The 13,193-nt window shown below is 64.8% G+C and carries 12 protein-coding genes and 1 tRNA gene; 9 read left to right on the top strand and 4 right to left on the bottom strand.

Translation table 11 applies throughout. The features are described from left to right. Positions 1 to 455 precede the first annotated feature (455 nt). Positions 456 to 710: a hypothetical protein gene (locus AC0IXR_RS12280; protein ID WP_311275527.1), complete on the bottom strand. Its 255-nt coding sequence runs from the start codon at positions 708 to 710 to the stop codon at positions 456 to 458. A 191-nt stretch (positions 711 to 901) separates the two neighbouring features. On the opposite strand from AC0IXR_RS12280, the gene AC0IXR_RS12275 reads away from it, so the two are divergent. The 3 genes from AC0IXR_RS12275 to AC0IXR_RS12265 all read left to right on the top strand — a co-directional run bounded on the left by AC0IXR_RS12275 (position 902) and on the right by AC0IXR_RS12265 (position 3,610). Next, positions 902 to 1,471 carry a dimethylamine monooxygenase subunit DmmA family protein gene (locus tag AC0IXR_RS12275; RefSeq protein ID WP_207412743.1) on the top strand — a complete coding sequence of 190 codons (570 nt, stop codon included), beginning with the start codon at positions 902 to 904 and terminating at the stop codon, positions 1,469 to 1,471. Continuing rightward, positions 1,468 to 2,421: a PDR/VanB family oxidoreductase gene (locus AC0IXR_RS12270; protein ID WP_471760878.1), complete on the top strand. Its 954-nt coding sequence runs from the start codon at positions 1,468 to 1,470 to the stop codon at positions 2,419 to 2,421. The genes AC0IXR_RS12275 and AC0IXR_RS12270 overlap by 4 nt, the downstream gene beginning before the upstream one ends. 127 nt (positions 2,422 to 2,548) lie before the next feature. After that, positions 2,549 to 3,610 carry a heme-dependent oxidative N-demethylase family protein gene (locus AC0IXR_RS12265; RefSeq protein ID WP_056426476.1) on the top strand — a complete coding sequence of 354 codons (1,062 nt, stop codon included), beginning with the start codon at positions 2,549 to 2,551 and terminating at the stop codon, positions 3,608 to 3,610. Between the two features lie 141 nt (positions 3,611 to 3,751). On the opposite strand, the gene AC0IXR_RS12260 is transcribed toward AC0IXR_RS12265, so the two are convergent. Beyond that, positions 3,752 to 3,827, bottom strand: a tRNA-Lys gene (locus tag AC0IXR_RS12260). A 362-nt stretch (positions 3,828 to 4,189) separates the two neighbouring features. Further along, positions 4,190 to 5,368: a tRNA guanosine(34) transglycosylase Tgt gene (gene tgt, locus AC0IXR_RS12255; RefSeq protein ID WP_471760877.1), complete on the bottom strand. Its 1,179-nt coding sequence runs from the start codon at positions 5,366 to 5,368 to the stop codon at positions 4,190 to 4,192. A 203-nt stretch (positions 5,369 to 5,571) separates the two neighbouring features. Between tgt and AC0IXR_RS12250 the strand changes: the two genes are divergently transcribed. Continuing rightward, positions 5,572 to 6,366, top strand: coding sequence for a bestrophin-like domain (locus AC0IXR_RS12250; protein ID WP_419952800.1), 795 nt, complete (start codon positions 5,572 to 5,574; stop codon positions 6,364 to 6,366). An 83-nt stretch (positions 6,367 to 6,449) separates the two neighbouring features. Here the strand turns inward: AC0IXR_RS12250 and queA are convergent, their stop codons facing one another. Further along, positions 6,450 to 7,538, bottom strand: coding sequence for a tRNA preQ1(34) S-adenosylmethionine ribosyltransferase-isomerase QueA (gene queA, locus AC0IXR_RS12245; protein ID WP_419952801.1), 1,089 nt, complete (start codon positions 7,536 to 7,538; stop codon positions 6,450 to 6,452). 290 nt (positions 7,539 to 7,828) lie between these two features. Between queA and AC0IXR_RS12240 the strand changes: the two genes are divergently transcribed. The 5 genes from AC0IXR_RS12240 to AC0IXR_RS12220 all read left to right on the top strand — a co-directional run bounded on the left by AC0IXR_RS12240 (position 7,829) and on the right by AC0IXR_RS12220 (position 13,079). After that, positions 7,829 to 8,095: a hypothetical protein gene (locus tag AC0IXR_RS12240; protein ID WP_311275524.1), complete on the top strand. Its 267-nt coding sequence runs from the start codon at positions 7,829 to 7,831 to the stop codon at positions 8,093 to 8,095. Positions 8,096 to 8,224: 129 nt separating this feature from the next. Next, the gene (locus tag AC0IXR_RS12235; RefSeq protein WP_056426488.1) at positions 8,225 to 9,112 is read left to right on the top strand and encodes a cation diffusion facilitator family transporter; all 888 of its coding nucleotides are present in this window, start codon (positions 8,225 to 8,227) and stop codon (positions 9,110 to 9,112) included. 143 nt (positions 9,113 to 9,255) lie between these two features. Then, complete coding sequence (locus AC0IXR_RS12230) at positions 9,256 to 11,058, top strand: calcium-binding protein (RefSeq protein WP_471760876.1); 1,803 nt, start codon at positions 9,256 to 9,258, stop codon at positions 11,056 to 11,058. 370 nt (positions 11,059 to 11,428) lie between these two features. Further along, positions 11,429 to 12,331 (top strand): alpha/beta hydrolase, encoded by a 903-nt coding sequence (locus tag AC0IXR_RS12225; protein WP_471760875.1) that lies wholly within the window; start codon positions 11,429 to 11,431, stop codon positions 12,329 to 12,331. 13 nt (positions 12,332 to 12,344) lie between these two features. Then, positions 12,345 to 13,079: an AraC family transcriptional regulator gene (locus tag AC0IXR_RS12220; RefSeq protein ID WP_471760874.1), complete on the top strand. Its 735-nt coding sequence runs from the start codon at positions 12,345 to 12,347 to the stop codon at positions 13,077 to 13,079. Positions 13,080 to 13,193: the final 114 nt, after the last annotated feature.

The following is a 13,193-nucleotide window of genomic DNA, read 5'->3' as shown; positions in this document are numbered from 1 at the left end:
TGGTGGGAAGCGTACCTTTAGTAGTTAGTTGTTCGCTATTTATTTAGGTTGGCGGGGTTGTCGATGGACTTGCTTTGGACATGTCACCGTCGAATTGGCGCGAGGGCCAAAGTTTTGGGTGAAATGCCGGTATCGTCGCTGCCCTGATGTTTGGTGGCTGCTACAAAGGTCCTGTCGGCACACGGGATGAAGATCTGTTTGGTGTTGTCCGGCTGATGGATGTCAGCCGGACGGTCGGGTCGTGCCGGGCAGGAGTGACCGGCAAATCACGTGAGCGAGACCGTCGACGATCGCCCGGGTTCTCTACGGGAACAATCATTTCCCCTCGGGCTAAGGGCTGTCAAGCGCTATTGCAGGTCACCGCCGAGTAAGGACGGAAATTGAACTGAAATGCACCGCAATTGGCCGTTTTTATCCACTCATGCTCAGTATATAAGCAATCTGCTCAGGCAGAATCATTCGCTGCCGATGATCGCAACGCGCTGACATCCTTCATGGCCCGCACACTGTGTTGCCCTGAGGGGAGCAATCGCCGAGGATGCCCGAATCAACCGTGGATTCATGGGCTTTGGCCCTGCTGGGCACTTTCCATTTATCAGGATCGCCCCTGCTTTTTCGAGAATTTGACGAAGGCAGTCGATGAAACGATCGTCCGGCACTTGCCTGATCGACATCGGGCCAACGTGCCGGACGAAATCGGCGATTGACATTTTTATTCTCTCAGCGAAAATTAAATTCTCTTAGAGAACGGTTGTCGCCCTATGGTTGGGTCACGGAGAGTCATGCTCCTTGGATCAAATCCTGCTCCGAGGGTTCGCATGGTCCGTGCCGACCGCTGCGACCGTGAATGGGAATGATGAGCCGGGCGATTGCCATATCGTCCGTTGTCGAGATGAGGCCGATGTCAGATCAGTTCATCAAGAGCCGGCCGGTCTATCAGTCGCTGGCGGTGGATTCCTCCGGATTACGACACCTGCTGGTTTCAGACTCTCCGGCCTTCAGCTTCGCGGCATCGCCCGGACAGGAAGCGGAGATCTGGTTCGTCGCGGCCCCTGACCAGGAGGGCCGTACGAGACCGCCCGAGGCCGGTGGTGGGCGATGCTTTCGTTCGCCGCGGCACCTCATCGATCGCCTCGACCATCGTCTCGCGCGGGAGCGCATGGGGCTGCGGCTCTATGCAAGCGGGACCGAGGATTTCCTTTGGGACGTCTTCAACACGGCGCAGCGCGCCGGAATGAACAAGCAGGAGATCTTCCAGTGTCATTCCGGCACCAAGGCGCGTCGCGTCGCCTGCGTCCATTGCCGGACCTTCAACCACGCAGTGACGACCACCATCGTCCGATGCGAGGGCTGCGGCGCGAACCTATTCGTCCGGGATCATTTCTCCCGGCGCCTCTCGGCTTTCATGGGGGTCAAGGTCGATGCCGAAGTCGCCGGCGACGTTCCTCCCGCAGAGCAGGCCTATTCATGATCGTCGAAGGCAAGCTGTCGGCGCGCGTCGCCGAGATCGAACTCCTGAACCCGACCCTGAAGCGCTTCCGTTTCGTTCCGGAAGGCGGCGGAACATTCCCCACCTCACCGCCAGGGGCGCATGTGCTCGTCACTCTGCGGGATACGGACCGTGTCTGGCAGAACGCCTATTCGCTGGTGACCCCGCCCGATCAGCGTGATCACTATGCTATCATCGTCCGCCGTGTTGCGGAATCGCGCGGCGGCTCGCATTTCCTGCATGACATGCTCAAGGCTGGTGATGCCGTGGAACTCGGCGTACCTGCGAGCCTGTTCCCCATCGCGTCCCGGGCCCGAAAGCATATCCTGATCTCCGGCGGCATCGGTGTGACGCCGTTCCTGTCCTACTTGCCGGTTCTCGCGCTTCGTGGCGCCAATTATGAACTGCATCAATTCTGCGCCGGCGACGAGGTCGAGACCTTTCGGGACCTGCTCGGAACCGATGCGGCGGGCGTTCACGTCCATGGCGTTGCCCGGGGTGCGCGGCCGGATCTCGCCGCCCTTCTCGCCGACCAGCCTCTGGGCACGCATGTCTATACCTGCGGGCCGGAGGGCCTCATGGATGCGGTCGAGGAGACTGCGCGCGGCCTCGGATGGACGCCGCACGCGATCCATCGCGAGAGTTTCGGCGGGGCCAAGGGCGGCGAGCCGTTCGTCGTCACCCTGGCGCGGTCCGGCCGGTCGATCGAGGTCGGGGCGTCGCAAACTCTTCTCGAGGCGCTGGAGGGGGCTGGCATCGAGGCCCCCTGCCTCTGCAGGGGGGGCGCCTGCGGCATCTGCCTCCTTCCCGTGGTGGAGGGCCTCCCCGACCATCGCGATCACGTCCTGTCCGATGCCGAGAAGTCGGAGGGACGCCTCATCGCGACCTGCGTCTCCCGGGCCAGATCCGAGACCCTCGTGCTCGATTTCTAAGATTAGTCGACGACGAGGAGAACCGATCGTCGTCTGTTGTTGCGACCGCGCGGCGGCGGGCGTCCGCCTAACGCGCTGAGACCGGCCATCGGTCGGGATCAGTGCCGCTTGGTAAAAGGTGGCTGAAATGGGTATTCACTTCAAGACGGACGAGACGTTCCGGGACGACTTCTCCTATCGGAACAGCGACGCTGCGGTCCTGCGCTTTCCGTTTCCGTTCGGCGAAGACACATACAGGTACTCGGTCAATATCGAGCCTCATGTGAAAGCAGGCCCGTCGCCTGCCTTCGAACACGCGTTCGATGTGGACGAACATTACGTCGCGGAATGCAGGGAGCGCGCGATCGTCCTCGATCACGATCCGAAACGGTGTCAGGTGCTGCCGCACATGATGCCCGCGCAATGGGACACGCTCGAACTTCTGATGGAGAGCCTGTCCACGGATTACCCCGAGCATTTCAGCCTGACGCGGGACGGGACCGCATGGCATTGGATCAACCGTCCCCTGAACCTCGACCAACGCTTCGTCTTCGGCGACGCGTCCACGCTGCCCTGCGAGCCGTTCGAATACATCACTCGTCAGGCGCAAGGCGATTTCACCCTTCAGGATCAGCGGGACAACAATCTCTACGTCGATGGCGGTATGGTCACGACGCAGGCGGATTGGTCGCTGGAATTCGATATCGGGATGAGCTTTCACGAATGGCACGGGCCGGTACCGCTGGCACATGAGATCGGCGTATTCGACCGGGCGCTGCAATATCTCCTGCGTCTGCAATACGGGCATCCCGTCCGCCGGTTGAACTGGACGATGACGATCAACCCCCGTCTCGATACCTCGCCCGAGAATTATCCCGATTGGGGCCCCGACCGCACCACCCTCACGGCGGAGAACATCGCGGGCAAGCTTCACCTGCGCGTCGAGTTACAGACCCTGTTCCGCCTGCCCCGCTCCAACGCGATCCTGTTCGGAATCCGCTGCTACCTGATCAGCCTGCAGGATATCGAGCGGGTGAAAAAGTGGCACAAGCGCCTCCATCGCGTACTGGCGACGCTCCCGCCCGAACTCGTGGAGTACAAGGGCCTGATCCGCTTCTACGACCTGCTGGTGTCCCGTCTGGCCGCTATGGACGACGGCACCCCCCTGTCCCTCGGCATCCAGCCCGACCAGACCCAGTTGCCGGCCTGAGCTGCCTGTAAGATTTTGAGGCGGTGGTATAGAGGCGGGCCGCCCGAACTATCGAGGGTCGGAGGCCTTGGAAATGGCAGTTGCAGATTTGCTGATGATGCCGCAAAGACCGGCAATCGCTGGTTTAATCAATAAAGTAAGTGGTGAGCGCGCTGGGACTCGAACCCAGGACCTACAGATTAAAAGTCCGTTGCTCTACCAGCTGAGCTACGCGCTCGCTTGCTCGGTGGGCCGGTCCCGATGGGGATCGGGCTGCCCGTTGGTGCAAGCGTGGCTCGCAATAGGGGGTTGGAGTGGAGGGGTCAACCGGTGCCGCGCTTGGCAATGTCATCGCGACGGTTTGGCTCGGGCTGCGCCGGAGGGGTGTTTGGCTTTTGCTGGGTAGGCCTGCCGTCTTGGATCGCCCTGAACGCGGGGATGCCCGTGTCATGATCCTCTCGGCAGTCTGGTAAACGGACAGCGCGGCCGGGGGGGCGTCCTGCCGCCCTCGATGGCGACCGTCCCGTCACTCCCGCGGAAATGTTATCGACTTCGTCCGGAGCCCTGCCGAGCCGCGTGCCGGCACCCTTGAAGGTGATATCAGCGTGAGACGGTTTCGTGGGCGCGCTCAGCCTCGGCGCGCGACCAGCCCTCGCGGGTCTCGTCGCAGAAATCGGCGAGACGACCCGCGGCGATCGCCGCACGCATCCTTGCCATCAAGTCCTGGTAATAGGACAGGTTGTTCCATGTCAGCAGCATCATGCCCAGGATCTCGTCGGTGCGGACGAGGTGGTGGAGATAGGCACGGGAATAGTCCCTCGCGGCGGGGCATGACGACGTTTCGTCCAGCGGTCGCGTATCCTCGCCGTGCCGGGCGTTGCGCAGGTTTATCCGGCCATGGCGTGTATAGGCCAGGCCATGGCGGCCGGCGCGGGTGGGCATCACGCAATCGAACATGTCGATGCCGCGCATCACCGAGCGCATCAGGTCGTCGGGCGTGCCGACTCCCATGAGGTAGCGCGGCTTGCCAACCGGGAGATGCGGCTCCACCGTCTCGATCATGGCCAGCATCACGGCCTGCGGCTCGCCCACAGCGAGGCCACCGATGGCGTAGCCCTTGAGATCGAGATCGGCCAGGGCCCTGGCGCTCTCCACCCGCAGGTCGGGCAGGTCGCCGCCCTGGACGATGCCGAACATAGCCTTGCCCGGCTGTTCGCCGAAGGCGATCCGGCAACGCTCGGCCCAGCGTAGGGAGAGGCGCATGGCGCTCTCGATGGCCGCCCGCTCTGCGGGAAGCCGAACGCATTCGTCGAGCTGCATCTGGATGTCGGAGCCGAGCAGCCCCTGGATCTCGATGGAGCGCTCCGGGCTCATATGGTGGCTCGACCCGTCCACATGCGAGCGGAAGGTCACGCCCTGCTCGTCGAGCTTTCTCAGGGCGGAGAGCGACATCACCTGGAAACCGCCCGAATCGGTGAGGATCGGGTGCGGCCAGTTCATGAAACGGTGGAGGCCGCCGAGCCGCTCCATCCGCTCCGGGCCGGGACGCAGCATCAGGTGATAGGTGTTGCCGAGCACCACGTCGGCGCCGAGATCCCGGACCTGGCCCGGATACATCGCCTTGACCGTCGCCGCGGTCCCCACGGGCATGAAGGCCGGGGTACGGATCGTCCCCCTCGGCATCGAGATTGCACCGGTGCGGGCCTGTCCGTCGGTGGCGTCGACGCGGAAGCCGAAGTGGTCGGATGTAGCGTTTCGGAGGGAGGCAGTGTCGGACATGGGCCAGGTCTTTAAAGCTCCGCGCCGCAAAACGGAAACATGCGAGCCTCCTACAGGCGGTCGGTCATCAGCACAGTCCGGAAGCTGACCGCGCCTCTGGTCGCCACTGCCGACCGGCGCTATCGCATCCTCCCATGATCCGGAGATTCCGAGCGGGATTTGCCCGTCCCGGCCGACTCACCAAACGACCGCGAGGGATAGCGATGCTCATGGGGATCTGGCTCGATCAGCCGCTAGCACTGATCATCGGCATACTCGCAAGCCTGTTCGCCGGCATCTCGATCGTCTTGATCGTCCTGACGAACGTGCCCGCCACGCGGGCGCATCTGTTGAACAATGTCGGCGGCATCGTCGCGTCGTTCTTCAGTTCGATCGGCATCCTGCTCGCCCTGCTCACCGGTTTCGTGGCAAACGATGCCTGGGAGCGGCAGGGCAAGGCATCGCGGATCGTCCAGACCGAGCGGGCGAACCTGATCGCCGCCTACGACCTCAGCGAGGCCACCGTCTCGGACATGTCGGACATCCAGAAGGCGCTCCTCGCCTATGCGAATGCGGTGATCGCCGACGAATTTCCGAAGATGGGAACGGGGACGGCGTATTCCAGCCAGGCGGGCGCGGCCCTCAGCGCGCTCATGAAGATGGTCGCCGACCCGGTGCATACCACGGCGTCCGGTGCCGTCGCTCACACCGCGCTGATGACCACGATCATGAATCTTCGCGAAGCTCGGGGCGAGCGGCTCGCCCTGAGCGCCAGCAAGAACGACGATTCGAAATGGCTGACGTTGCTGTTCCTCTGCACGCTGACGCTGATCTCCATCGGTATCGTCCATGTGGACAAGCCGCGCGCCCAGGTGATCACGCTCGCCATCTTCTCCACGGCGATGGTGGGAACGCTCTGTGTCATCGCGCTCCACGAGCGGCCCTTCGATGGTCCCTTCGCCATCGGGCCCGAAGCGTTCGAGCGGGCTAAAAGCATGATGACGACACACCAGGAATGACCGGCCTGCCGGGGCCGCACCGCCGTCCCGCTCCTCTCCGCGAGCGTGACACTGCGGGCACCCGCGGGAGGGAGATTATCGCGTCACTCGGATCGGGCTGGAAACAGCAGGCTCGAATCCCCGTACGAATAGAAGCGATAGCCGGCCGCGATGGCATGTGCGTAGGCCGCCCGCATGGTCTCCAACCCGGAAAAGGCCGAGACCAGCATGAAGAGGGTCGAACGCGGCAGGTGGAAATTGGTCATCAAGGCGTCCACCGCGCGGATGCGGGTGCCAGGCGTGATGAAGATCTCGGTCGGACCGGAGAAGGCATGAAGCCTACCATTCTCGTCCGCCGCGCTCTCGAGCAGGCGCAGCGCCGTGGTCCCCACCGCGACGATGCGGCCTCCCCCGTCTCGCGTCCGGTTGAGAGCATCCGCGGTTTCCTCATCGAGAAAGCCGATCTCGGCATGCATGCGATGGTGGTCGGTATCGTCGGCCTTGACCGGCAGGAATGTGCCCGCCCCCACATGCAGCGTCACGCAATGGCGCCGGATGCCGGCGGCGTCGATCCGTGCCAGGAGCGCGTCGGAGAAATGTAGGCCCGCGGTGGGGGCGGCAACGGCGCCGGCCTGCCGGGCATAGACCGTCTGGTAATCCACCGCGTCCTGCGCGTCGGTGCTGCGCTTGCCCGCGATGTAGGGCGGGAGCGGCAATTCGCCGGCCAGCACGATGGCCTCGTCGAGGGCGGGGCCGGAGAGATCGAAGCGCAGGACGATCTCGCCGCCCTCCCCCTTCTCCGTGATGGTGGCATCGAGAACGCCGAGGGAGCAGGCGGCGCCCTGCCCGCTCCGCCCGAAGCTCACCCTGTCACCGATGGCGAGACGCTTGCCCGGACGGGCAAAGGCGCGCCATCGGTCGGTTGCCTCGCGGAGGTGCAGCATGGCCTCCATCCGCAGCCCCGGCGATCCCGAGCGGTGACGGATGCCGTGAAGGCGGGCCGGGATCACGCGGGTGTCGTTGAAGACGAGGGCGTCGCCCGGCCGCAGCAGGTCGGCGAGATCGCGCACCGCGCGGTCCTCCAGGGCCTCGCCCGGCCGGACCACCAGCATTCGCCCGGCATCGCGGGGCTGGGGTGGCCTGAGGGCGATGCTGGATTCGGGCAGATCGAAATCGAAGAGGTCGACGCGCATCGGGCGCCAACAGCACGGTTCAGGTCTCGGGATCAATGGCCGGCGGATCGCCGTCTGGAAAAAGCGGGAAGCGGCCGTCGCGCATTGTGGATGCGGGACATAGACATGCAGATGACGGCCAAGTCGCCGGAAGGGCTTGACGGGCGAAACCCATATCATCACCACTTTTCATGTACCCGCCTTTCTCCACCGGGCCGCACGGTTACAGGTCTACGTTGAAAACAACCTTGACCGCGTCGGCGCGAGTCTGCGTTGTGGCCGGCCAAATTGGCTCAGATTCGGTTCGTGCGATGACTGACACCTTCAAGACCGCCCTCCCCAAGGCCAAGGTTCCTCGCCGGCGGATCACGCTGGACTCGCAGTTGATGTCCTACTGGGACCGGGAGGCCCAGCGTCTCGATGTCATGGCGGCCAATGCCCGGTGGGGTTGGATGGCCCGAAGCTACGCGCGCAAGGCCGAGCGCGCGCGTGCGCAGAGCGCCCGCTCTGCCCAGCGAGAGGCGGATCGCGGCGTGGGGGCCGCGCCGGCATCGCAAGAGATCGAACCCCAGACATAGCAGCGACTAAACCCTTCACCGGCGGGTTCAACCTTTGCCGTGGCCTTGTCGATGGGGATGATCGTATGGGCAGGGCGCGCCACGCCCTGCCCCGCCATCCGCCGGGCCTGTCACGGATTCTCACCGGAAATGGACCGCACACAGAAAGCCGCCCTCGCGAGCGCCGGAATCGGCCTTCTCGTGATGGCGATCAAATTCACCGCCTACTGGCTCACCGGCAGTCTCGCGCTCTATTCGGACGCGCTGGAGAGCATCATCAACGTGGCGGCGGCGGCCTTCGCCTTCATCGCCTTGCGCGTGGCCGCCGCGCCCGCCGACGAGGACCATCAGTTCGGGCACCACAAGGCCGAGTATTTCTCGGCGGTGATCGAGGGGGCCCTCATCATCGTGGCCGCCATCCTCATCCTGCGTGAATCCTATTACGGCCTCCTCGACCCGAAACCCCTCGATGCGCCGATGCTGGGCCTTGCCGTCAGCGCGGTGGGGACGGCGATCAATGCCGCCTGGTCCATGGCGCTCCTGAGTCGCGGCAAGGTCTGGCGCTCGCCCGCCCTGGTGGCCGATGCCCGCCATGTGATGGCGGATGTCTTCACATCCGGTGGCGTTCTGGTCGGCGTCGCCCTGGTGGCCCTCACCGGAACCCTGATCCTCGATCCGCTCATCGCCGGCCTCGTCGCCCTCAATATCCTGTGGTCGGGCTGGACCATGGTACGCGATTCCGTGAGCGGCCTTCTCGACAAGGCGGCTCCGGCCGAGATGGTGACCCAGATCCGTGCCCTGATTTCGGAGCATGGCGAGGGGGCGCTGGAGGCGCATGACGTGCGCACACGGCATGCCGGGCAGGCGACCTTCATCGATTTCCACCTCGTGGTGCCCGGCGAGATGACCGTGAAGGACTCGCACGACATCTGCGACCGGCTCGAGAGTGCCATCGAAGGCGCCATCGCGGGGGCCGTCGTCGTCATCCATGTGGAGCCGGCCGAGCATGCCAAGGGCCGCGGCGTGCCGGTGGTGTAGGGGCGCGCCTCCCCCGGAATGCGCGAGAATCCACCGCCACGCGCACCGTCGTTCGAGCGTCATCCGACCCCCCTAATGTCCGCCACGGCCGGTGATTTGACGTCCGCTCGTCCGCGGACGCGTCCGGCCGAGGATGAGACCGCATGACCGCCTATTCCGTCGCGAACGGCACGACGCAGACCGCTCGCTTCACCCTGGCGGGCGCCGACACGCTGCAGGTGGACGGAACCCTGTCTGTCTCCGCCAATGCTCAGTCCGTGCGCTTCCAGGTCGCCCCGGACGGCGCCGAGATCCACAATGACGGCCTGATCGAGAACACCGCCGGGGGCCGCGCGATCCGCTTCGAGAGCGAAATCGGCGCGACCCTGACCGCGACGATCGACAATGGCGGCGCCATCCGCGCCGGGGACGATGCCGTGCAGATCCAGGACGGCACCGTCGCCGCCGGCACGCTCACGATCACCACGGATAGCGGCTCGACCATCGTCTCCAGCACGGGCCAGGCCCTCGACCTCGCCTCGACCTCGGGCGGGTTCCTCGCCGAGATCGACAATGCCGGCTCGCTGCTGTCCCTGGTCTCGGACGGCGTGCGGATCGGCGCGACGCTGGATCTCGTCAATAGCGGCACCATCCGGGGTGGTTCCGCCACCGGCTACGTTCAGGGTGCCGACGGCATCCAGTTCGAGGACGGGGCGAGCGGGACGATCCGCAACGCGGCCGGCGGCGCCATCCTCGGCGATCGGCACGGCATCAATATGGGCGAGGGCAGCGTCGCCACGGTGACGAACGAGGCCGGAGCACGCATTCTCGGCGGGAACGGCTCCGGAATCGGCTCGGACGGCACCGCGACCGTGATCAATCACGGGATCATCACGGGCACCTTCGCGGATGCGGCCGGCTCCGACGTCAACGGCGCGACGCCCGGTTCCGAAGACGGCGGCGGCCCGGACGGCATCAATGACGGCGACGGCGACGGGATCGACGTCGATTTCCGTGCAACAATCGAGAATCACGGCACCATTCGCGGCCTCGGCGCCGGCGGCACGGGGTCCGACGGGCTGCCCAACACCGCCGAAGGCATCGCGGCGGGCGGCGGCGACATCGTCAATCTCGCCGGCGCGCGGATCTACGGCGCCGGCCTCGGAATCCTGATCGACGACTCGTCGCAGGGGGATGCGCCGTTCCTCACGAGCATCGACAATGCGGGGCTCATCCACGGCGGGTCGGACATTGCCATCAAGATCGTCAGTGCCCTCGACGACGTGGTGGTCAATGCCGGCCGCATCATCGGCTCGGGCGGCACCGCGATCCAGTTCGGCTCCGGCGACAACACGCTGGCCATCGAGACGGGCTCGGCCATCCGTGGCCTCAGCCTCGGTGGCGACGGCACCGACACACTCGATTACTCGGATTTCGGCGCATCGGCGCGCGCGCTGTTCGAAACCGGCCGGGCCACGGGCACGGGGGGCGTCTCCGGCTTCGAGATCGTCAAGGGCTCGGCCTTCGCCGATTCCATGCGGGGCGATGCCGAGGCGAACCAGTTCCTCGGCGGCGCGGGCGACGACCGGCTGTTCGGCGGCGCCGGGGACGACATCCTGACAGGCGGCGCGGGAACGGATGTCCTGCGCGGCGACGCCGGTGCCGACACCTTCGTGTTCGATACGCTTCCCGCCGGCAAGAAGGACCGGATCGTCGATTTCAGCCACGGCGAAGACAGGCTCGCCCTCGATGCCAGCGTCTTCACGGCGCTGACCCCCGGCTCCCTATCGGACGAGGCCTTCGCCCTCGGCGCCGCGACTACGGAAGACCACCGCATCCTCTACGACGCGGCCAAGGGCCATCTCTTCTTCGACGCGGACGGCTCCGGCACGGCCCACGATGCGGTGCTGCTCGCGACCCTTCTCGGCAAGCCCGACCTGACCGCCTCGGACCTGCTGGTGGTCTGATCCGGGCAATTTTCGGCGCGGGGGCCGAGATGCCCCCCGCCGGGACCTGGTATGGCCGCGGCCTCGCCGGCCCTTCCCGGCGACGGGATGTGTTGGTCCTCGCTGTCGTCAAAATCTGACGTTTGGCGCCTGATAAGACGTCCGCAACGGATGGCTTCCAGACTCTGGCCTTTCGGCCAGAAGCGGACGTTTCGCCTCCGACCTGACGGAGACGTTCAGGATACTGTTTGTCGAGCCTGATAGCGGACATCCGCCGCTACGAGGGGGCCAGCATGATGTTGGCCGATACAGCGTCCTTTCTGGCCGATCAGGCGACGCCGGCCATCCGACGAAGCGGCATAGATGATCCTTTCTCAAATGGGGATCTTAGATGCGTCGCGATGTCGAGTTTCGTTCCGAAGGCCGTAACTTGCGCGGCTGGCTCTACGAACCAGAAGGCGAGGCGCAGAGCCATCCCTGCATTGTCATGGCGCACGGCCTGTCAGGGGTGAAGGAGCAATACCTCGACCAATACGCGGAGGTTTTCGCTGCCGCTGGTCTCGGCGCGCTGGTGTACGATCACGCCAACTTCGGTTCCAGCGACGGGCTGCCCCGGCAGGAAGCCGATCCCGTCCTGCAGCGACGCGGATATCGCGATGCGATCAGCTTTGCCGAGACCCAGGCTTGGGTCGATCCCGCCCGCATCGGCCTATGGGGGACAAGTTACAGCGGAGGCCATGTGCTGGAGGTTGCTGCCCTCGATCGGCGCGTCCGCTGTGTCGTCAGTCAAGTGCCGACGATAAGCGGCTACTGCTCAGCACTTCGACGCACGCGTGCTGATCTCGTGCCGGCGTTGCTCTCCCGGCTCGACGCAGATCGTGCCACGCGTTTCAGGGGTGAGGAGCCTGCGACCTTCCCGGCCGTCTCGAACGATCCGCATGAAGGGTGTGCGATGGCCGGCAGCGACGCCTATGTCTTCTTCACCGAGACCCGAGATTTTGCGCCAACTTGGCGTAACACACTCACCCTCCGTAGCGCTGAACTGGCGCGCGAGAACGAACCCGCCATCCATATCGCCCGTATCAGCCCCACCCCACTCTTGATGATCGTAGCCGACCACGACCTGTTGACGGCCACGGAACTCTGCCTGGAAGCTTACCAGCGGGCGCTCCCGCCCAAGCATCTGATGTTGCTCGCCGGAGGCCATTTCGATCCCTATGTCAAGCTCTTCGAGCAAACCAGTGCTGCCGCTCGTGACTGGTTCCGTACTCATCTCGTCGATGGCCACGCGTGACGAGCCGTCAGCGATGTCCCTCCACGCCATTGCGCGCGACTATGTGGATTGCTCCGTCGTCGGCGAGCATTGCCATGTCGGCGGGCAGCTTATTCATGCCACCGCCGGCGTCATGCAGATCCGGGCGGCTCAGCGCCTGTGGCTCGTCCCGCCTCAGCGAGCCCTCTGGATCCCGCCGCGGCTGGCGCATGCACTCCGAGCACGGGGAGACGTGTCGCTCCGGACGCTCTACATCGAAACGGCTTGCGCCCAGCGGCTCTTGGGCGATGTGCCTCGCGGCTTCGTGGTCCCAACGCTGGTACGGGAGTTGATCCTGCGCATGCTCGATCCATGCGCCGCAAGCGATGGAGAACGTAATGGCCGCCTGACCGCCGTGCTGGTCGATGAACTCGCCGATCTCGACCCGGAAGGTGTCGCCCTCTCGATGCCCTCAGACCCCCGCCTAGCGCGCGTTTGTGCCGGCATACTGGCCCGGCCTGGAGAAGAGCACCGGATCGACGAGTTGGCGCGTCGCGCCGGCGCATCAGTTCGGACTCTGAGACGCCTCGCTCTTCATGAACTCGGCTGCCCCCTCTCGACGTGGCGTCAGCAAGCCCGGATTCTCTCGGCCGTGCCGATGCTGATTGCTGGAGAGTCCGTGACCGGGACTGCCCAAGCCCTGGGCTATGAAACCACCGGTGCTTTTGCAGCCATGTTTCGACGATTCGTAGGGATGTCGCCGCGCGAGTACTCTACGTCTTGCGGATGATATGCCCATTGTTTGAGTGCGGAAGTCGTCATCAAGTCTATTTTTTCTCCTATCTGACTGATTGCGGACTGGCCGAGATCCCTCAACCCAGTCGTAGTCATCGTCCGCCCAGGT

The sequence above is a fragment of the Methylobacterium sp. AC832 genome (genome assembly GCF_979256025.1).
Note: the sequence above shows the minus strand (reverse complement) of the source record. Positions and strands in the feature narration are given on the sequence as shown.

Excerpts from the sequence above, each read along its gene's own strand:
- tgt (WP_471760877.1), bottom strand. The coding sequence starts at position 5,368 with ATGTCCGACACTGCCTCCCTCCGAAACGCTACATCCGACCACTTCGGC.
- AC0IXR_RS12230 (WP_471760876.1), top strand. The coding sequence starts at position 9,256 with ATGACCGCCTATTCCGTCGCGAACGGCACGACGCAGACCGCTCGCTTC.
- AC0IXR_RS12235 (WP_056426488.1), top strand. The coding sequence starts at position 8,225 with ATGGACCGCACACAGAAAGCCGCCCTCGCGAGCGCCGGAATCGGCCTT.
- AC0IXR_RS12240 (WP_311275524.1), top strand. The coding sequence starts at position 7,829 with ATGACTGACACCTTCAAGACCGCCCTCCCCAAGGCCAAGGTTCCTCGC.
- AC0IXR_RS12275 (WP_207412743.1), top strand. The coding sequence starts at position 902 with ATGTCAGATCAGTTCATCAAGAGCCGGCCGGTCTATCAGTCGCTGGCG.
- AC0IXR_RS12250 (WP_419952800.1), top strand. The coding sequence starts at position 5,572 with ATGCTCATGGGGATCTGGCTCGATCAGCCGCTAGCACTGATCATCGGC.
- AC0IXR_RS12220 (WP_471760874.1), top strand. The coding sequence starts at position 12,345 with ATGTCCCTCCACGCCATTGCGCGCGACTATGTGGATTGCTCCGTCGTC.
- AC0IXR_RS12265 (WP_056426476.1), top strand. The coding sequence starts at position 2,549 with ATGGGTATTCACTTCAAGACGGACGAGACGTTCCGGGACGACTTCTCC.
- AC0IXR_RS12270 (WP_471760878.1), top strand. The coding sequence starts at position 1,468 with ATGATCGTCGAAGGCAAGCTGTCGGCGCGCGTCGCCGAGATCGAACTC.
- AC0IXR_RS12225 (WP_471760875.1), top strand. The coding sequence starts at position 11,429 with ATGCGTCGCGATGTCGAGTTTCGTTCCGAAGGCCGTAACTTGCGCGGC.
- AC0IXR_RS12280 (WP_311275527.1), bottom strand. The coding sequence starts at position 710 with ATGTCAATCGCCGATTTCGTCCGGCACGTTGGCCCGATGTCGATCAGG.
- queA (WP_419952801.1), bottom strand. The coding sequence starts at position 7,538 with ATGCGCGTCGACCTCTTCGATTTCGATCTGCCCGAATCCAGCATCGCC.